An 18,248-nucleotide genomic window follows, 5' to 3' on the forward strand; every position below is an offset into this window, starting at 1 on the left:
GATGACTGCGGCGTGGCGTTCGGAAAATACCGAAGCGTTGTACTTCGAGTTGGCGTGGACGGCTGCTCGACCGGTTCCGACCGACCTGCACACCACTGTCGCCTCCGTCGGGGCCCGTCGCACCATCGAGTGCGAGGTCACCCTGCTCGACTCCCCGGATCACCGATTGCTGAGGTCGGGAATCGTCATCGCCCACCGCGTCGTCGATGGGCTGGGGGAGTGGTACATGGACGCTCCCGAGTGGTCGCCGTGGCTTCCGGTGGACCGCTCGGTGGCCTTGGACGCTGCCGGCGAGTTACCCGAGGACTTTGCCTGTCTGGCTCGCCCCTTTCTGCGTGGGGCGACCCTGTCACCGGTTGCGGCCTTGTCGTGGGAGCGTCTTGAGACCATCCTGGAGGCCCCTGACTCCACCGCATTGGCCCTCATCCGCGATGACCGGATTGCCGTCGCCCAGTCCGGGGTGACGACATCGAGGGTCCGTGAGCTGACCATCAACCCGTATCGCGGGCTCACCGAGGGGCAGCGAGATTGGCTCACCAGCCGCGTCCTGGCCCTGGGTGGAGTGCCTGTCACCCGTCATCCCTCGGTGTTGCGACGCCTGGGTCCGGGGGCCGGAGCCCTGACCGATTATCCGCGTCCTCATCTGCATGAGGGTGCGGGGGCGCAGGCGTGGGTGTCGGCTCAGTTGGCCGGACGGCTGCGTGACGTCGTCGAGGCGGACCTGGCCTCGCGGTGTCAGGGAATGGATCTCGGGGCGACCGAGACGACGCGCACCGAACCGCGCGTCCTTCCCGAATCCCCGGACCGCACTGAACTGGTCGGCATGGGCTACGACCCGGTGACGACGCCAGCTCCCAGCATCCACGACGGGGTTCACGGATCCATCCGGCCTCTCCAGAAGGCCATAGGTGCCCTGTCAGAGACCCTCGACGCGATCTCGGGGCTGCTCGATCCGTCGTGGGTCGAGCGCGCCCAGGGGCTGTGTGGCCGGTTGATGGAGCTGGAGCCTGGCCGCATCAGCATCCACAGCCTTCCTCGTGAGTACTACCAGTTGCTCGAGGAGATGACGGTGGCGGCGCGGTCGCCTCGTGTCACTGTTGATCCCGACCAGCCTGCCCGCTCGATGATGAAGCGGATGCTCAAGGAGTCGGTTGCTGAAGCAGTGGCGGCCTGTGACGATCTCGAGGATTCTCAGGGATGGGTGGCGGCTGAGGCGTCTGCTCGTCATGGCCTCGCAGTGGCGGGCCTCCTCGACACTGGCCGAGCCGACAAGGTGGCCAAGCGCCTGCGCCCGGTCGTCACGGAATTGGCCCGTATCAAGGGTGGTGTGGACGAGGACGTCGATGTCTCCGAGATGTCTGCCGAGCAGGCTTTCGAGGCTGGGCGTCAGGTTGAACGAGCTCGGGCGGCCCTGTCTGCAGCTCGACAGTCGTTCCGAGATGACTGGCCACAGCATCGTCGCAAGATTCTCAAGGCTCTCCATGACTGATCAGCAGACTCGTACCGGACGCGACCTGGGCGGCCTCTTCATCGTCTTCGAGGGTGGTGATGGGGCCGGCAAGACGACCCAGTCCCGGCTGCTCGACCAGTGGCTGACCGGGAAGGGCATTTCACACCTCATGACCCGTGAACCTGGCGATTCCTGGCTCGGTCAGAGGATTCGAGGCCTGGTGCTGTCTCCTGAGTCGGGGGAGATCTGTCCGCGAGCCGAGGCCCTGCTGTACAACGCTGACAAGGCCCAACACGTCGAGGAGGTGGTCATACCGGCCTTGCGTGAGGGCAAGGTCGTCGTGTGTGACCGCTACATCGACTCGACGATCGCCTACCAGGGCGCCGGACGGATTCTCGACCCTGACGAGGTGGCCCAGATTGCCGGGTGGGCCACGGCTGGCCTCGTCCCCGATCTGACGGTGTTGCTCGACGTCGACCCTCGTGAGGGAGCCGGAAAGATCGCCGCCAAGGATCGCGTGGAGGCTGCCGGGGAGGAGTTCCACCATCGGGTGCGCCAACACTTCCTCGACCTGGCCGACGCCCATCCGGAGCGTTATCTCGTCCTCAACGCGCGGGCGAGTCGTGAGGAGATCAGTGGGGAGGTCGCGAGGCGGGTGCAGGAACTCCTCACTGATGAGCAATGGAACGGCGTCACTGCGGAGGTGTCGCCACGATCTGCAACGATAATCGTGTGAGCGATGTGTTGACCGGCGTGTGGGCCGATCTCGTGGGTCAGGAGAAGGCCGTCGAGGTGCTGCGTCGTGCCGCGCAGGCGCAACCAGGTCGCTCCTCCCACGCCATGAGCCACGCCTGGCTCATCACCGGACCGCCAGGGTCGGGCCGATCCAACGCTGCCAAGGCCTTCGCTGCTGCGCTGCAGTGCGCCGATCACGGTTGCGGGCGGTGCAATGCCTGCCGAACCACCTTGTCAGGGGCTCATCCGGATGTCACCCTGGTGCGCACTGAGGCGCTGTCCATCGGCGTCGACGAGGTGCGTGAGTTGGTGCGACGGGCGGCGATGAACCCGGTGCACGGTCGTCACCAGGTGGTCGTCGTCGAGGACGCGGACCGTATCACTGAACGGGGTGCGGACGCCCTGCTCAAGGCCATCGAGGAGCCTGCGCCGAAGACTGTTTGGCTGTTGTGCGCGCCGACCCCTGAGGACGTCATCGTGACGATCAGGTCCCGGTGTCGACGTCTCCACCTGGCCACCCCACGCGATGAAGCCGTGGCAGACCTGCTCACCCGACGCGACGGGATCCCCCCTGAGATGGCCGCTGAGGCGGCCCGAGCCGGCCAGGGTCACATTGGTCGAGCGCGCCGTCTGGCCCGCGACGAGGAGGCGCGATCTCGCCGCAATGCCATCGGTGAGCTTCCCACCCGGCTGCGCAGCCTCGGGGATTGTCTGCAAGCGGCTGAGGACCTGGTCAACCAGGCCAGCGAAGAAGCCGCCGCTGCCACTGCCGAGGTTGATGCCGCCGAGCGGGCCGAGTTGGAGAAGGCCCTGGGATTTGGTTCATCGGGGGCTCGTCCGCGCAATGCCCAGGCTGCCATCCGGGATCTGGAGAAGCAGCAGGCCGCGCGTGCGAAGCGTCTTCAGCGAGATGCCTTGGATCGCGTCTTGACGGAGTTGACGGCGTATCATCGCGATGTGCTGGCCATCCAGACCGAAGCAGTGCGTCCGGACGAGGAGAACGCCCTGCGGGGGGCTCGACTGGTCAATGCCGGCTGGTCGGCCTCCCTGCACCGGGTGGCGCAGTCCCAGAGTCCGGAACACACCGTCGCCACCATCGACGCCATCCTCGACGCAAGGAACTCCCTTGAGCACGGGGTCACACCGCTGCTCGTGATGGAAACTCTCCTCATCGCCATGACGGGAGCAGACCGCGCCCGGTGGTGAATCCTGCCCGCCACGACATGACGAAGTGGATGACACCGGTGTGTTGCGGGGCTGCCGAAGCCAGTTTCGTGGCACAGTGTGAATGTGCCGTGCCGTATCCTCGGTGCGGTCCCCAAGTTGTGAGGATTGAGCGTGAGCAAGGCGATCAAGAGGACTGCAGCGGACTCCACCGACGCCGAGACCACCCGTGTCATCCGGACGGGAGCCTCCCGCGTGGATGCTGATGCCAACCGCACTGAGGTCATCAACCCCGGTGATTCAGCGGACTCGGAGCGCACCAGCGTCATCGACGACGACGTCTTCCGTCCCGACACCGAGACGACCCGCGTCGTCGACGATCGTGAGTTCGAGGAGGAGCGTCGTCGCCGCGAGCTGGCTGAGCAGCGTGCCCGCGAGCGCGCTGATCGCCAGGCGATCGAGGCTGAGCGTCAGCGTCGTGCCGCCCATGCTGCCGAACCTGAGCCCGAGCCGGTTGCTGAGCCGGCCCCCAAGCGCACCACCGACAAGGTTCTGGCCTCCTTGGGCATGTTCCTGTTCCGCATCGTCGTCGGCGGCATCCTGGGCATTCACGGATTCCAGCACCTCACCCAGCGTGATCTGACCCTGCGCGCCGTGCAGACCCTTCCGCTGTCCAGTGGATACGCCCATGTCGGCGTGTGGGTGCTCGGCATCAGTGAGTGCATCGCTGCCGTGTGCATCATCCTTGGCCTGTTCACCCGTGTCGCCGGAGTCGGTGTCATCATCATGATGGTGTTGGCGCTGACCTTCATCTTCTGGGGCAATTTCGCCATCTTCAAGACCATGGGCTTCAAGGGAGAATTGGAGCTTCTGCTGGCCGGATGTGGCGTCCTGCTGCTGTCCCTGGGCAGTGGTGGTTGGTCGATTGACGCCGCCTACCGGCGCAGTCGCGCCGCTGCGAAGGCTGAGGAGGCGGGCTACTGAGCCGAGTTGTAGCGGTCGCCTTCCGCGAATACGGACAACTTTTCCACCTCGACGTCGGGACTCTCGACGTCGAGGTGGGTTCATGGTTGCTCTATCCGACCCCTGAGGGTCCACTGGTGTGCCGGTGCGTGTGGGGGCCAGAAGAGGTTGCCCTCGACGGGACCCTGCCGATGTGCGCAGGGATCGCCGACGACGAGGCCGTAGCAGCTGCGGCACGGGACCGACATCAGCGAGCCGAGATCTTGCAGACCGCTCGGCGCACCGTCGAGGACCTCGGCGTCGAGATGGAGATTCTGGCAATCGACCTGGTGGAGTCCGACGACGATCGCCTCATTGCGGTGTATTTCCGCGCTCCCCATCGCGTCGAGTTCGTCACCATCGTTGGGCCACTGGCGCGGCGCCTGCACGCACGTATTGACCTGCGTCAGTTGCGTGGCCGTGACACCGCTCGTGCCGTCGGCGGAGTGGGGGTGTGTGGCCGCCCGCTGTGTTGCCAGACCTTCCTGCCCGAGCCGTTGTCGGTACCGAATCGTCTCGTCACCCAGCAGGGGATGGCGTCCAACCCCCTGGCGGTGACCGGGGCGTGCGGCAAACTCATGTGCTGCCTGCGCTACGAGTCCCCCTATTACGCTGACTTTGAAGCTGCCTTGGGCGAAGCCAGCGGCCCGGATGGTCCAGGTTGTCCGCTGGTGTCGGCATGCTCGACGGCTGGCCGACGACGGCTGCATGAGGAACGCAAGAACGCCTGATCCAGGAGGATCCATGACCCGACGCGATCCGCGACGACGCACGATTGCCGCGGCCTTGGCCGCTTGCTCCCTGGTGACGGTGGCAGCGTGCACCACCGAGGAGCCCGCCTCGGGGCCGACGATCACTCAATCCGCGTCGACACCCCAACAGTCCGCCACCGCGAAACCCGCGCCCTCGCCGTCGGTGACGGCGTCAGTCAAGCCGGCTCAGGGTAAGGCTGACCCGAACCCTCCGGTGGCCTCATTCGACGCGAAGGCCCATGCCCTCATGGCAGGTCCGCAGAGCCCAGACCGTCAGACCGTGCCCCCGGCATTGAAGGACAACAAGCAGTTCAGCGCACCGCCGGCCGGTCAAGGGATGAACCGGTACCGGTCACGCACGATTTCGTGGCGTGCATGTGGCAAGTTCGAGTGCGCCAAGGTTCTCGTGCCGCTGGACTGGGACGATCCTGACGGTCCGGCGATCACCTTGGCTCTCAAGCGCAAACCGGCCTCCTCGTCGAAGGCGACCCTTTTCGTCAACCCCGGTGGCCCTGGCGGTTCGGGCCAGGAGATGATGGACAGCTTCAAGTCGTCGGCCTTTCCCAACCATGACGTCATCGGGTGGGACCCGCGTGGAACCGGCCAGTCGACCCACGTTGACTGTGGTCCTGCGAAGACGATGGACGCTTTGTTCAACCTTGACGCGTCCCCTGACGATGAGGTCGAGTGGCAGGCACTCGTGCGTGGCACGCAGGATTTTGCGCGCAGTTGCCGGACCCATTCCGGGGCTCTACTGGATCACATCTCGACGATCGACACCGCTCGTGACTTGGATTATCTACGGCATCTGGTCGGGGACAAGAAGCTTGATTATCTGGGTATTTCGTACGGCACCTTCTTGGGTGCCACCTATGCCGAGTTGTACCCCGGGCGGGTTGGACGGATGGTGCTGGACTCGACGGTCAACATCACCAACCATGACACGGTGAGCCAGATCGTCGGATTCGATCGGGCTTTCGGTGACTTTGCCTCGTGGTGTGCCAAGCAGGAGGGGCGTTGCGCGCTGGGCAAGACCGAGGCCGAGGTCCGCAAGGCCACCCTGGACTTCCTCGACCGTCTTGACTCCCATCCGATCAAGGTTGAGAACCGAACCTTGACGCAAAGCCTGGCGGCGACCGGTATCGCCTTTTTCCTGTATTCGGGCAAGGAGGCATATCCGCTTCTCGGGGGATCCTTGCAGAGTGCCATGAAGGATGGAAACGGAAGTTACCTGCTGGCGGCCTCCGATTTCTTGAACGGGCGTGGCAACAACGGTCAGTGGGAGAGGATCGCCTCTGCCTTCCCTGCGATTTCTTGCCTGGATCAAGCTGACTTCGGTCTGAACTATCTTCGCAAGGAATGGCCCAAAGAGGCAGCGAAGGGACCGACCCTCGGCAAGGCCTTGGGGATGACGCCGACCTGTGAGGTCTGGACCGCTCACCCGGCAGACCAGTTGTACCTGACAGCTCAGGGCGCGGCACCGATCTTGGTGCTGGGTGCCACTGGCGATCCCGCCACACCCTATGAGCAGGCCGAGTGGATGGCTGACCAGCTGGCATCGGGGGTGCTGCTGACCTGGCGGGGAGCCGGTCACTCGGCCTGGGAGTTGGGTAACCAGTGCGTCAAGAAGGCTGTTGAGGGGTACGTCAACAATGGGAAGGTCCCCAAGGACAAGACGGTTTGTTGACAACAGACCATGACGAACGGACATGGCGAGACGACGTCGAGGTGCGGCGGTATCGCTCGTCGGTGACGGCTGTTGCACAGACGTGCGTGCCTGTCTGGAGGTTTGGGAGAGGTCGTTACCCTTGTCGTCGTGAGGGGGGATCGCTCATGACCTTGGGTCAGCGTCATGTCATTGGCATCATATTGCGCGTCACGGGCTTGGCCCTGCTCGCCGCCGCACTTCTTGCCCTGGAGTGGGCATGGAGGTCCCATGCGTGGAACGACTTGGAATCCGTTGACGGACAGTGCGTCATGGTCGGGTCGCGGGTCGACGACGGACGTATCCCGAAAGTGGGGTGTGACGAGGACGGCGCCCGCTACGTCAAAGATGTCGTCAAGCCTGGTACGAGTTGCCCGCAAGGATTGACGCGGGTCTCAGTCCGCCATGAACTCAGCCACGACACCGGCTACGTCGGTGCCTTGTGCGTGCGAAATCCTTGATGTGAGAAGGCCTGCCCTGATCCCACCGATTCGTCGCCGATCGGCAGGATCAGGGGCATCAATCGTCAGGACAGCACCGCTCGACGCAGCACGTCCAACGGCAGAGCACCCATCCGCAGCACCTTGGTGTGGTAGGCCTTCATGTCGAAGTTCGGGTCCTTGGCCTTTGCGGCTTCCCGCAGCTCCAGCCAGGTACGCTCACCGAGCTTGTACGACGGGGCCTGACCGGGCCAGCCGAAGTAGCGGTTGACTTCGTAGCGTGCCGATCCCTCATCCATGGAGACGTGGTTGTTGAAGAAGGTCCAGGCCTTGTCCCAGTTCCACTCGCCGCCACCGACCTCCTCGGGGGCCTCGAACTGGCAGTGCAGGCCGATGTCAAGGACGACGCGGGCGGCGCGCATGGACTGCCCGTCGAGCAGACCCATGAAGTGACCGGGATCGTCCATGTAGCCCAGATCAGCCATCAACCACTCGGCGTAGAGGGCCCATCCCTCGCCGTAGCCAGAGGTCCAGTAGTTGCGCCGCCACGAGTTGAGCTCGTCACGAGCCGCGATGGCCGAGGAGGTTTGCAGGTGATGACCTGGGGCGCCCTCGTGGTAGACGGTGGTCAGCTCTCGCCAGGTCGTGAAGGTGTCGACGCCCTCGGGCACTGACCACCACATCCGGCCAGGACGGGAGAAGTCGTCAGAAGGAGACGTGTAGTAGACGCCGCCGTCGTGGGTCGGGGCGATCATGCCCTCGATGTGGCGAGCCTGCTCGGGGACCTCGAAGTGGGTGCCGTCCAAGGAGGAGATGGCCTCGTCGGCGCGCTCCTGCATCCATGCCTTGAGGGCTTCGGTGCCGTTGATGCGGTAGGCCGGATCGGCGTCGAGGACCGCCATGACCTCCTTGACGCTGGCACCCGGACGAATACGCTCGGCGGTCTCGCGCTGCAACTGTTCGATGCGGGCGAGCTCCTGCTTGCCCCACTCGTAGGTCTCGGCGAGGTCGACAGTGGTGCCGACGAACTGGCGGGAAGCCAGACGGTAACGGTCGATGCCGACGGCGTCGGTCTCGGTGGCCAGCGGGGCGATGTCGGTGGCAAGGGTTTCTGCGGTGCGACGGAAGTTGGCCTTGGCCGCGTCGATACCCTCGGCAAGGTCTGACTTGACCGAGCCGGGCAGGTCGTCAGAGGCGGTCCGTTTGAGGTAGTCGTCAAAGAACCCACCGTCTGAGGTCCAGGAGGTGATCTGCTCGACGAGGAGGTTCACCTGACGGATGGCGGGCGCGATACCGGCATCGATAGAGGCGCGCTGGGTCTCCAGCCAGCCGTCCAGGGCCGGGCCGGTGGCGTGCAGACGACGTGCGATCGTGGACACCTGTTCGGGAGTCTCGGTGGGCATGGCGTCGTAGACCTCGCGGATCTCATGCACGCCCGAGGCGATGCCGTTGAGGCTGAGAAGGTCGTATCCCTTGTCATGGCTTTCGGCCTCCAGCCCGAGGTTGGAGCGCATGGCGGCGACGGTGACCTTGTCGGTGTCGTCGGCAGGCATGGCCTGGTCGAGGCGGTCGAGGGTATCCATGACGCGCTGGTACTGGGCGTCGATGCCGGTGGGGGACATGTCGTCGTACTCGTCCTGGTTGAGGTCCAGGCCGAGGGCGGTGGCAAGCGTCGGGCTGGCCTGCACCAGGGCATCCCAGTGATGGTCGGCAACGTTGTCGACTTCTGATCCCATCTGGTGGGCGGTGTGTGTGTTGTCGTTGGTCACGTAGATGACGTTATCGAACCTCGCGGACAGGTGTGTGTCGTGTGGTGTTCCAGCAAGAAGGGCGTTGGTTTCGCGAAGAGGTCGTCATGCCGGTATAGTCGGGCGGGCCTGCCGTGGCAGGTGTGCCAACTTAGCTCAGTCGGTAGAGCGACGCTCTCGTAAAGCGTAGGTCACGGGTTCGATTCCCGTAGTTGGCTCCACTAAACCCCCCAGTTTCCGTGAGCCGGGCACGGAGGGCGATATGAGTATTGCCACGTATCACACGCCGCCGGGCTCAGGCTGAGGCCAGGTACTGATCGGGTGCGGCGCGGAGCACGTCGGAGCGACGGAGCCCTTGTCGGGCGGCCAGCGCGTCGACCTGACTGCTGACGTCTTCAGGCACGCGGAATGCGAGCCTCACCGACGGGCCTCCAGCGGGGTCGAGACTGGGGCGTCCGCCACGGCCTTCAAGTTCCTCGGCCCATTCGTCTACGAGCTCGTTGGTGACGCGGGTACCGCCTGGCAGGCGCACATCCTCGACGTCGAGGTCAATATCCCCGCCGTTGATGACCTCGACGGGCCCGTCTCCCAGATTGATGGTCACGGTCTTGTTCATGGTTCAGCCTTCCTTCGCAGTACTGTTGGCATAACGTGAAGGACCAGCAGAATTGGCATGCCGGTCTTGGTATCGAGGGCTTCGACGGCGACGATCTCCAGTTCAATGCCACGGTCATCGAGGCGACGCGGTTGCGCTCCGAGTCACCCAACTCATCAATGACGCCATCAGCCACCACGAGGGAGTTCGAGTGTTCGGCCTGCCTCTCATGAGACCCGTTAATTGCGCCGACTAAGTGCACCGACCTGAGTGAGTTGCGCACTGATCAACTCCCCAATTCCGTCCCCCAGGGCCTGGTCCCGAAGAGGGCCGACAAGTATCCATGATGGCCAGGCACGTCACCGGCCGGTGAGATTGGTGCAGATTGTCGTCATGAGGTCACTGTCCCCGCGCAAGCTCTCAATCGCCGCCAACGCAACGCGTCTGAGATCACGTGAGGAATCAGCGCGGGTGATCGTCACATGAGTTGAGATCAGCGGCAGAGTGCGCTGCCGGATCGTCAGCACGAGCTCGTCGAAGAATGGTGAGTCCGCGACGCCCAGTTCCCCGCCAATGACAAGAAGGTCGGGGTCGAGCAGGTTTGCCACATTTGCGAGTGCACGTCCCGCGATCATTCCCGCCTCCCTCAGTACATCGCTGATTTCGTGAGGCCAGGTGGGTGGGGCAGTAGCGAGGAGTTTTGGCAGATCTGGTGCTGGCCTACCGGATTGCCCATGCTCTGTGTCTGGCCACATACGACGAATCCTGTCCTGCAGGGCGGGGATGGAGGTGTACTGCATGAGACATCCCTGGTTACCGCACGAACACTGAGGACCAGACGCATCGACCACAGTGTGCCCCAGCTCTCCGCTGCCGCCGTGGGCTCCGGCGGCAATCTTGCCGTGGACGACGTGACTCAGCGTGACGCCCCGGCTGAACCGTGCGTAGCAGGTCACCGATGATGAGGCAGTGTTGACAGCGTTGTGTTCACACAGGCCTTCCATCCGGGCGGTGTTGTTGATGCGGATGGGGCATTGCAGCGCTGTCGAGACGGTTTCGCGGGCATTGATGCCGATCCATCGACGTGAGGCAGGTGAGGGATAAACCTCCCCGGTGACCGCGTCTGCCTGAGTGGGTACTGCGACCACACACTGCCGAATGCTGGGAGTGGGCTCAGATGGGTAGCGGTCGGCGACGAGGTCTTTCACCTGCTGGATGCCGGTTCTCACCCAGACTCGCGGCGAATCAGTGGGGTCGACAGTTGCGGCAGCGCTCGCCTGACGGGATCCATCGAGATGGGAGATCGCGACGCCGACCTCTTCGTCGGAGACGATGATCGCGGCAAGCAGGCCAGCCGTCGCACTCGTCGTGAGGGGGTAGCGAGATGCCGAAACGCCAGGTTTGGGCAGGTCCTCGATCAGGCCGGTGTCCTTGAGGGTGCGGGCCAGATTCGAGGCACTGGTTCGGGACACTCCAATATGGCGCGCAAGGTCCGCGCGCTGGGCTGGGCCGTTGATCGCCAGGGCTGACAGGAATAACGGTTCGTGTGAAGTAGGCATGTTCGATGTGGGGTTGTTGGAGGGACCGTTGCGCAGATTACGTCTCCACGTTCACCATGACACAAAACGTACCTCAAACACCGTCAATCGTTAATATACTTGACAAAGATTCCTAAGAGATGTCAGTGTGAAGCACGAGCGTTGGCTTCAGGCGGCTCCATGTCTCAACCCCGACGATGTGCAAAGGCCCACAACATGAACGACATGAAGCGTTCGGTCTCCCCAGAACTGGCGCTGGCTTCGCAGGCTGCAGTTCCCACCCTGCCCGCTGACGTCGGCGGCTCATCATCCTCTTGTGGCACCGCGGCGAAGGCTGAGGATGGAGGAGAGTCGGTACCAGTTCGGTCCATGTGCGATTCCATCTCGGACCAGGCGCAGGAGCACCCCGCGAGGGCCTTCGCTCGGAAGAATCCGGAAAAGAAGCTCACATACGACGTCATTGAGATGACAAGCCTGAGCCACAGGCTCGACGGCCTTGGGCCGTCTGTGGTGACGGGGCCGGAAGCTGCCGCGCGGCTGGGAATTGAAGATCATGCCGCCTATCCGTGGCGCGGGTATCTTCTGGATTCCTCGCGAACCTTCTGGCCGGTGGGCACCATCATCGACCTACTTGGTCTGCTCCACCGCTACCACTTCACGCGATTGCACTGGCACCTCACGGACAATTCCGGCTGGCGCGTACCGGTCAAGGGTTACCCGAGGGTCACCGAGATCTCGAGTGCGCGCCGGCGCATGGACTTTGACGACTACACGAATGTTGATCGCGCCCGGCTGGCGACCTATCAGCATGATTGGGCCGGCACGGACAATTCCGGCTACTACACCGCCGACGACATCCAGAAAGTGTTGGACGTCGCCGAGGCTTATGGAATTGAGGTCATGCCAGAGATTGACCTGCCCGGTCATGCTGAAGCCATCATCCTGGCTTACCCAGAGCTGGGAAACCCCGAAATCGCGGCTGGACCTACCCACGTCGGCGCCCTGATGGGCGGAAAACACCTCCGAAACAATTTGTTGTGGCCTTCAGGGGAGACCTTCGCCTTCGTTGAAGCTGCGGTGGACTCAATCTGTGACCTCTTCCCTTCCCGCATCGTCCACATTGGTGGAGACGAGTGCGACATGGAGTTCTGGGAGGGCTCCGAGAGCGCACGCGCCTGGATGACAGACCACGGCGTTGTCGACGGCACCGGGGTTCACAAAGCCTTCACAGACGTTGCCAGGCGACGCCTCGACGGGCACGGACGGACATGCGCGGTGTGGGACGAGGCCACTGTGACTGGGCTGCGAGACGACGACCTGGTGTGTGGCTGGCGGCCTCGTCGTGGGGTTGAAGCGGCACGTCAGAGTGGGAATCCGTGGGTGTTTTACGACGCCGACTATCTGTATCTCAACAGGGAGCCTTCTGAAGGATTTCCAGATGCTTTCGGCATGAAGCCTGCGGTGCCCGTCGACAAAATTCTTGAACTTCGCTTTCCGGAAGACTCACGCATGCTGGGGGTCAACGTCAGTTTGTGGTGTGAATTCATCCCGACCGTGGAGGACGCAATTCGTCTTCTCTTCCCCAGAATCGTGGCCGCGGCTGCCCGGGCCTACTGGGGCAATACGGTTCCTCCGGAAAAGCTGGAGCCGCTCCTCAGTGAGGAGTGGGGCCGACTGACGTCGAGACGCGACTGAACCAATGTAGGGTGATGTGCGTCCCCAGCGCGGGAAACATCGGTCTATCACCTGTCGCGGTTGCGTTGTTGTTGTCGACCAGCGCGATTTCCCCTTGCTGTGCGGAAGCGAGGAGTATTCATGCAGGTTCTGTACATGCGGTCCCGGCGGATTCTTGCGGGAATTCTGGCCGTCGCCCTTGGCGTGTGTGCGGTGATGACGCTGGCGAAGGATCCGCACGTCGTTGACGTCACAGTGGGCATCGTCGGCATCATCGTGGCGGTGCTGCTGGCAGTGGTAGCTGTCCTTCCGGGAACACGCCTTCGACTCGACATTTCCGCATTCCTCAGCGCAGCGATCTGCCTCGGTGCCTGCCAAGGAACCCTGGGAAGAAAACTCAGCGCTGCCGGGGCCATGGTGATTCCTGCCGGCGTCATCGCCGTGTGCTGCGCGACAGTCGCGGTCATGGTTCAAGCGGACATCGATTCTCAGAGAACCCGGGATCGCCTGTGACAGCACCGACCTTCCGGGCAGCCCACGACATCTGCGATGCTTCTTCCCTTGACGCCCTCGGGTGGGGATTCTCTCTCAAGGGCTATCGAGTGATGCGGATGCTCGTCGTCTTCCTGGCTTTCTCGCTGGCGTTCGCGGTGGCGATCGTCGGATTCGACTGGCTCGTCGGCCGGCTTGCCCACGGCGGTGCCATCGTTGCAGTGGCATTGCCGCTGGTCATCGGCGTGTACATCCTCATTCTTCACGCTTTTCGGGAGACGCTGACCTCTCGGCGAATCCGGCTGGCGAACCATCCATGCGCTGAGTTTTTCCGTGCCTTGGACATCTCGCGGTTCGATGTCGTTGTGGCAGAAATGCTGGAAAGGCTCATGATGACGACTGCGGTCGTCGCGGGACTCTCCTGGGGTACCGGATTGCGAGCGTCGTTGTCGGGGATACCGCCCGCCGCGGTAGGTGCTCTGGTGGTGATTCCGGTTACCACCGCCTCGGGCATGGTGGCCACTACGTCATGGGCTGCCGCAAAACTCAAAGACTCGCATCGCCCCAGTCAGATGGTGGCTGCCTGCAGCGGAGCTGCGAGCGGAATCGTCCTTGCCCTGATCGTCAGATGGGTGGCCGATGTCGGCCTTCAGCACCTTCCCGCCGTCCAACAGCCCACCTGGACATGGATCGCTGTCGGCGTCGCCGTGGTGACGATCGCAACCGGCGTCGCGGCAGCCACCGGACTCGTCTCCCTGACATCTGCTCCATTCTTGGTCGCAAACAGAGTGTCTGAGGACAAGGCCACAGTTCGCTTGCGTCGGCTGAAAGGGATCAGCCCGTGGCTGCGCGTGGCCATGAGCGATCTGACACCAGTCCCGGTCGCGGCCGCGCTCGCGCGCATGGTCTTCCTGGTGTGGGGCATCGGCGCATTCGCTGTCGCCATCTCCTCGATGGTGCCGGGCGCAACGAGTGTGAATCTGCCGACGCGGATCGTCAATCAACTCTCGGCCATCCTGCTACTGATCCTGGGGCTGGTGGTTTCGGACCTGCTGTCGGTACGCATCGGGCCTGCCGCACTGGCGCCGCGCTGGAGAGTGGCGTGGGAACTGGGCGCCAACCCGACAACTCTGGCGATCGCGCCCCTGGCCGTTGCCGTTCTCTGTGGTCTCTTCGTCGTCGCACCTGCCGCAGTGGCAACCCGTGCGCTGGGCGGAAACGCCTACATTCCGCTGCTCGTGGTCTGGGCGTCGATCGCATGCGCCTGGGTCGCTGCTGCCGTCGTGGCCAGTGACGCGGCTCTTCCAGACGGTACGGTTCCGGCCTCGACGTCCGTCGCCCTGCTCAGTGTTGTGGCGTCCACAGCGATGATGGCCGTCATCCTCATGGCGGCCTTGCACGGGGTCGGTTGGATCGGTTTCATGTCGACGCTCGTTCTCTTGGGAGGTGCAACATGGTTGACCAGACAACGCGTCCTCGCCCTGCCATCGAGGCCATTGGCCTGACCCTCGGCTATTCCCCGGATCGGCCAGTCGTCCAAGATCTGTCCTTCCGCCTCGACGGTCCGGCGACAGCGCGACTCGATGCACCAAACGGGGCCGGCAAGTCGACCCTCATTGAGGGGATTTCGGGCTATCTGCGGCCCACTCACGGCGACCTGCTCGTCTGTGGAACGAAGGCGTCAGATCCTGCACTACGGACGCGACGACGGGTCTGTCGCGCCAAACCGTCACTGCATCCCAACCTCAGCATGGTCGACCATCTGACTCTTGCCGCTCGGTTGGCAGGTTGCGACAGGGAGGAGCCGATATCGCGAGCCAAGGAATTCGGCCTCGACGAATGGTTCGACTACCGCACATCCACCTTGTCGACGGGAACCGCGAAACGGCTGTGGTATGTCATGTGCACGACGGGGGAGTTTGACGTCGTCGTCCTCGACGAACCGTTCAATGGGGTCGATGAGGAGTCCAGCCGTGTCATCGTCTCTGAGATCAACGCGTGGCGCCACAACAGCCTCGTCCTGCTGGTAGCCCACGCCTTGCCCGACGGTCTCAGGGTCGACGAGACCATGGGCCTGCCTCGGACCACAGGAACATCGCATCCCACGTCAGCCTCCTGACGCTGCCGTGACCAATGTGGCCACAGGTCGGTCCCCTACTTCTGCGGATCGTCGGGGGTGCCGTCTTGAGTCTCCTGGCGTGCTCGCATCTTCTCCGTACGTCGTGCCGCTCGTGCCCGCAACAGGCTCTGCACCTGTGAGGACGACAACTGCAGGGTCCATTCCGAATTCTGCGGCAAGACCCAACGACGTCGATGTGCCAATGCTGTGAACCCCAGACCGACGAGGGTTGCGATGACCATGCCGAAGGAGGGGAACCCACACTTTTGCGCCACGACCATGACGATGGCCGAGGCCAGCGCCGGTGTGGCATACAAGTGGTTGCCGCCGAAGACTTGCGGCACATTCCCCGCACAGACGTCCCGGATCATCCCGCCGCCGATGGCCGTCATGAGACCCAGCAACAGGGCGGGCATGATGCCGAATCCAGCCGCGAGAGTCTTGAGGGCTCCGGTGGCGGCCCAACATCCCAGCACCATGCCATCGGCGAGGATGAGGGCGATTCGCCAGGGTCGAGAATCCAGCTTCCACAACATCGCCACGCCAGCGCCGACGAGCGCGACCGTCAAGTAGCGCGGGTCAGTCAGGGCAACCGGGGGAGCGGCTCCCAGCAGGACGTCGCGGACCATACCGCCGCCCAGCGCACTCGTGATCGCCAAGACGCAGAAGCCCACGGCATCGAAGCGCTTGAGACGGGCCAACCTGCCACCCAGCACTCCGTTAAGGAGCACGCCAGTGAGGTCAATGGCGCGGAAGAGTTCAGGCAACAGGGAGTTGAACTGGGAGAGCATCGCGGACAACGTACCGCACGAGCTCGCTCAACTCAGAGTTGCGTTCACTAGCTCAGGAAGCGCGAACCACGAGACCAGACCGGGTCGACATCCAGTACCTCAGGGTGGCCCGGTACGATCGAGGCACCACGATTCATCAGTCGCGGCCTGGCTTTTTCGGTTCGGCCGTCCAGCGGAATTGCAAGGGGACGCATGTACGACAGCATCATTATCGGCGCAGGTCTTGCCGGATTGACGGCCGCCGAAGAACTCGCATCCGCAGGACACTCGGTGGCGGTTCTGGAGGCCCGCTCACGGGTTGGTGGGCGTCTCGAGAACGCCGAGTTGTCCAACGGCCAGGTCATTGATCTGGGTGGCCAATGGGTCGGTGAGGGCCATGAGGAACTTCGTTCCCTCATCGCCTCGCAGGGCCTCGAACTGGTCGACTCCACCGAGGGCGACGTCGTCGTCAAGGCTCGCGGGCGAGTCTCCCACGTCACCAATTCGTCCGAGCCTGCTGCCCACGCCCTCAGCCCCTTCGAGCTGTCTGATCTTGGCCAGGGCCTGCTGAGATTCCGTCGCCTGGCCGATCGCGTCGCCAACAACAAGGGTTGGACGACGGCGAACAGCACCTGGCTCAACCAGTCCTTGAGTCAGTGGGTGGTCTCGAATGTGCGTACCGACGCTGGCCGCGACTACATCATCGCCTTGTTCCGTCGTGCCTTCGGGGTCTCTCCCGACGACACCACTCTTTTTGACGGTCTGACGAAGGCCAACGCCGGGGTGGACCTGGAGTCCCTCGTCGCCGTCAACGGCGGGCTCAAGCAGCAGCGCGTCAAGGGTGGAATCGCCCAGGTGGCTCGCAACCTGGCGCGCCGTCTCGGCGACGACGTCAAGCTCTCCAGCCCGGTCCGCCGCGTCCACACTGACGGCCAGACCGTCACCGTTACGACGACCGACGGAACCGAGTATCAGGGGCGCAGTGTCATCGTCACCGTGCCGCCGCGTCTGCTCAAGGACATCGAGTTCGACCCAGCCCTTCCGGCAGAGCGTCTGGAGATGGCCGAGAAGGTGCCCGCAGGTAATGTCATCAAGGCCTACCTTGTCTACGACAGCCCATGGTGGCGCACCTCTGGAGCGTCCGGCCAGATGGGTGCCGACGAGGGCGCGGTTCGCGTCATCTTCGACACCTCCGACGACGAGACCGGCAAGGGGGTCCTGATGGGCTTCTTCGAGGGAACGGAGGCTTCTGGCTACGGCAAACTCTCGGTGAGCCTGCGCCAGCGCGCCTTCGAGGAGGTCGTCGAGTCCGCCTTCGGTGAGGCCCCCAGCTCCCCGATCGAATATCTGGACCGCGACTGGCTCTCCGAGGCCTACACCGGCGGCTGCCACGGAGCCCACTTCGCTCCCAGTCTCTGGACGACCACCGGTCCCATCCTCGCTCAACCACTGGGCCGGGTGCTCTTCGCCGGCGCCGAGTACGCATCCTCCTTCAACGGGTACATGGAGGGTGCGCTGCGAGCTGGCGCCCGCGCTGCCCAGGAGGCCGTCGACCTGCTCTGAGCCCCCCGACGGACAAGTACGCCGCGACGTCAGCGGCGGGGATCGTCGCGGCGTCGTCACCAGTATGGGCCGCGAACGAGGTCGCTGAGCCGTATCACTCTTTTGGGGGTCCCCCACTGTCGCTGTGGTAGTTCGGGTGGTGAGGGTGCCTGCTGCCACCTGGTTTGGCTGTTGGCCTGTTCAGCGCCCAGTTTTCCACCGCGGAGGGGATCAGGTTGTGGTGGGCGTCGTGTGGTAGTTCGGGTGGTGAGAGTGCGTGCTGCCACTTGCTCTGGTAGCGTCGGGGAACCGTTTGGTTGGCGTTACCAGCACGTGAAGACCGCGGCCTGTATGACGACGGTGCTACGCCGATGGCGGGAACCTGACGCGGAGGCCTTGAGAGCATGCCATATCCTTGACGCGCCACCCACGGACGGAGATGAGACTATGTTTTGTGCGCGCTGCGGCACCCAGGTGGGTGCGCACGACACCGCCTGTAGACAGTGCGCGCTGGACCTGCGC

17 protein-coding genes and 1 tRNA gene are annotated in these 18,248 nt (G+C 63.8%); 14 read left to right on the plus strand and 4 right to left on the minus strand.

Annotated features, from left to right (window positions below):
* The first annotated feature begins 1 nt into the window (after nucleotide 1).
* From O6R08_RS01055 to O6R08_RS01085, 7 genes are all read left to right on the plus strand, one after another.
* Entirely contained in the window at nucleotides 2–1,489 is a 1,488-nt protein-coding gene (locus O6R08_RS01055) for a hypothetical protein (protein WP_271418360.1), read from the plus strand.
* Nucleotides 1,482–2,186: a dTMP kinase gene (gene tmk, locus O6R08_RS01060; protein ID WP_271418361.1), complete on the plus strand. Its 705-nt coding sequence runs from the start codon at nucleotides 1,482–1,484 to the stop codon at nucleotides 2,184–2,186. Before O6R08_RS01055 ends, tmk begins: the two co-directional genes overlap by 8 nt.
* Nucleotides 2,183–3,391 (plus strand): DNA polymerase III subunit delta', encoded by a 1,209-nt coding sequence (locus O6R08_RS01065; protein ID WP_271418362.1) that lies wholly within the window; start codon nucleotides 2,183–2,185, stop codon nucleotides 3,389–3,391. The genes tmk and O6R08_RS01065 overlap by 4 nt, the downstream gene beginning before the upstream one ends.
* 132 nt (nucleotides 3,392–3,523) lie before the next feature.
* Nucleotides 3,524–4,333 carry a DoxX family protein gene (locus O6R08_RS01070; protein WP_271418363.1) on the plus strand — a complete coding sequence of 270 codons (810 nt, stop codon included), beginning with the start codon at nucleotides 3,524–3,526 and terminating at the stop codon, nucleotides 4,331–4,333.
* 74 nt (nucleotides 4,334–4,407) lie between these two features.
* Complete coding sequence (gene ricT, locus O6R08_RS01075) at nucleotides 4,408–5,082, plus strand: regulatory iron-sulfur-containing complex subunit RicT (RefSeq protein WP_271418364.1); 675 nt, start codon at nucleotides 4,408–4,410, stop codon at nucleotides 5,080–5,082.
* 268 nt (nucleotides 5,083–5,350) lie between these two features.
* Nucleotides 5,351–6,790: an alpha/beta hydrolase gene (locus O6R08_RS01080; RefSeq protein WP_271419144.1), complete on the plus strand. Its 1,440-nt coding sequence runs from the start codon at nucleotides 5,351–5,353 to the stop codon at nucleotides 6,788–6,790.
* 146 nt (nucleotides 6,791–6,936) lie between these two features.
* A complete protein-coding gene (locus O6R08_RS01085; protein WP_271418365.1) occupies nucleotides 6,937–7,269 on the plus strand; it encodes a hypothetical protein in 333 nt (110 codons plus the stop codon).
* A gap of 65 nt (nucleotides 7,270–7,334) precedes the next feature.
* Here the strand turns inward: O6R08_RS01085 and O6R08_RS01090 are convergent, their stop codons facing one another.
* The gene (locus tag O6R08_RS01090; RefSeq protein ID WP_271419145.1) at nucleotides 7,335–8,984 is read right to left on the minus strand and encodes a DUF885 domain-containing protein; all 1,650 of its coding nucleotides are present in this window, start codon (nucleotides 8,982–8,984) and stop codon (nucleotides 7,335–7,337) included.
* Nucleotides 8,985–9,141: 157 nt separating this feature from the next.
* Between O6R08_RS01090 and O6R08_RS01095 the strand changes: the two genes are divergently transcribed.
* Nucleotides 9,142–9,217, plus strand: a tRNA-Thr gene (locus tag O6R08_RS01095).
* Nucleotides 9,218–9,291: 74 nt separating this feature from the next.
* On the opposite strand, the gene O6R08_RS01100 is transcribed toward O6R08_RS01095, so the two are convergent.
* Nucleotides 9,292–9,612, minus strand: a complete 321-nt coding sequence (locus O6R08_RS01100) for a ribbon-helix-helix domain-containing protein (protein ID WP_271418366.1) — start codon at nucleotides 9,610–9,612, stop codon at nucleotides 9,292–9,294.
* Nucleotides 9,613–9,647: 35 nt separating this feature from the next.
* Between O6R08_RS01100 and O6R08_RS01105 the strand changes: the two genes are divergently transcribed.
* Entirely contained in the window at nucleotides 9,648–9,824 is a 177-nt protein-coding gene (locus O6R08_RS01105; protein WP_271418367.1) for a hypothetical protein, read from the plus strand.
* Nucleotides 9,825–9,950: 126 nt separating this feature from the next.
* On the opposite strand, the gene O6R08_RS01110 is transcribed toward O6R08_RS01105, so the two are convergent.
* Nucleotides 9,951–11,150 (minus strand): ROK family transcriptional regulator, encoded by a 1,200-nt coding sequence (locus O6R08_RS01110; protein ID WP_271418368.1) that lies wholly within the window; start codon nucleotides 11,148–11,150, stop codon nucleotides 9,951–9,953.
* A gap of 204 nt (nucleotides 11,151–11,354) precedes the next feature.
* Between O6R08_RS01110 and O6R08_RS01115 the strand changes: the two genes are divergently transcribed.
* The 4 genes from O6R08_RS01115 (at nucleotide 11,355) to O6R08_RS01130 (ending at nucleotide 15,414) form a co-directional block, all read left to right on the plus strand.
* Nucleotides 11,355–12,824 (plus strand): family 20 glycosylhydrolase, encoded by a 1,470-nt coding sequence (locus O6R08_RS01115; RefSeq protein WP_271418369.1) that lies wholly within the window; start codon nucleotides 11,355–11,357, stop codon nucleotides 12,822–12,824.
* A 120-nt stretch (nucleotides 12,825–12,944) separates the two neighbouring features.
* Nucleotides 12,945–13,316 (plus strand): hypothetical protein, encoded by a 372-nt coding sequence (locus tag O6R08_RS01120; protein ID WP_271418370.1) that lies wholly within the window; start codon nucleotides 12,945–12,947, stop codon nucleotides 13,314–13,316.
* Nucleotides 13,313–14,800: a beta-carotene 15,15'-monooxygenase gene (locus tag O6R08_RS01125; RefSeq protein ID WP_271418371.1), complete on the plus strand. Its 1,488-nt coding sequence runs from the start codon at nucleotides 13,313–13,315 to the stop codon at nucleotides 14,798–14,800. Before O6R08_RS01120 ends, O6R08_RS01125 begins: the two co-directional genes overlap by 4 nt.
* Nucleotides 14,749–15,414, plus strand: a complete 666-nt coding sequence (locus O6R08_RS01130; protein WP_271418372.1) for an ATP-binding cassette domain-containing protein — start codon at nucleotides 14,749–14,751, stop codon at nucleotides 15,412–15,414. The genes O6R08_RS01125 and O6R08_RS01130 overlap by 52 nt, the downstream gene beginning before the upstream one ends.
* Nucleotides 15,415–15,449: 35 nt before the next feature.
* On the opposite strand, the gene O6R08_RS01135 is transcribed toward O6R08_RS01130, so the two are convergent.
* A complete protein-coding gene (locus O6R08_RS01135) occupies nucleotides 15,450–16,205 on the minus strand; it encodes a trimeric intracellular cation channel family protein (RefSeq protein WP_271418373.1) in 756 nt (251 codons plus the stop codon).
* 192 nt (nucleotides 16,206–16,397) lie between these two features.
* On the opposite strand from O6R08_RS01135, the gene O6R08_RS01140 reads away from it, so the two are divergent.
* Nucleotides 16,398–17,747: a flavin monoamine oxidase family protein gene (locus tag O6R08_RS01140; protein ID WP_271418374.1), complete on the plus strand. Its 1,350-nt coding sequence runs from the start codon at nucleotides 16,398–16,400 to the stop codon at nucleotides 17,745–17,747.
* Nucleotides 17,748–18,248 lie beyond the last annotated feature (501 nt).

It is taken from the genome of Cutibacterium equinum (assembly GCF_028021195.1).
Classification (GTDB): domain Bacteria; phylum Actinomycetota; class Actinomycetes; order Propionibacteriales; family Propionibacteriaceae; genus Cutibacterium; species Cutibacterium equinum.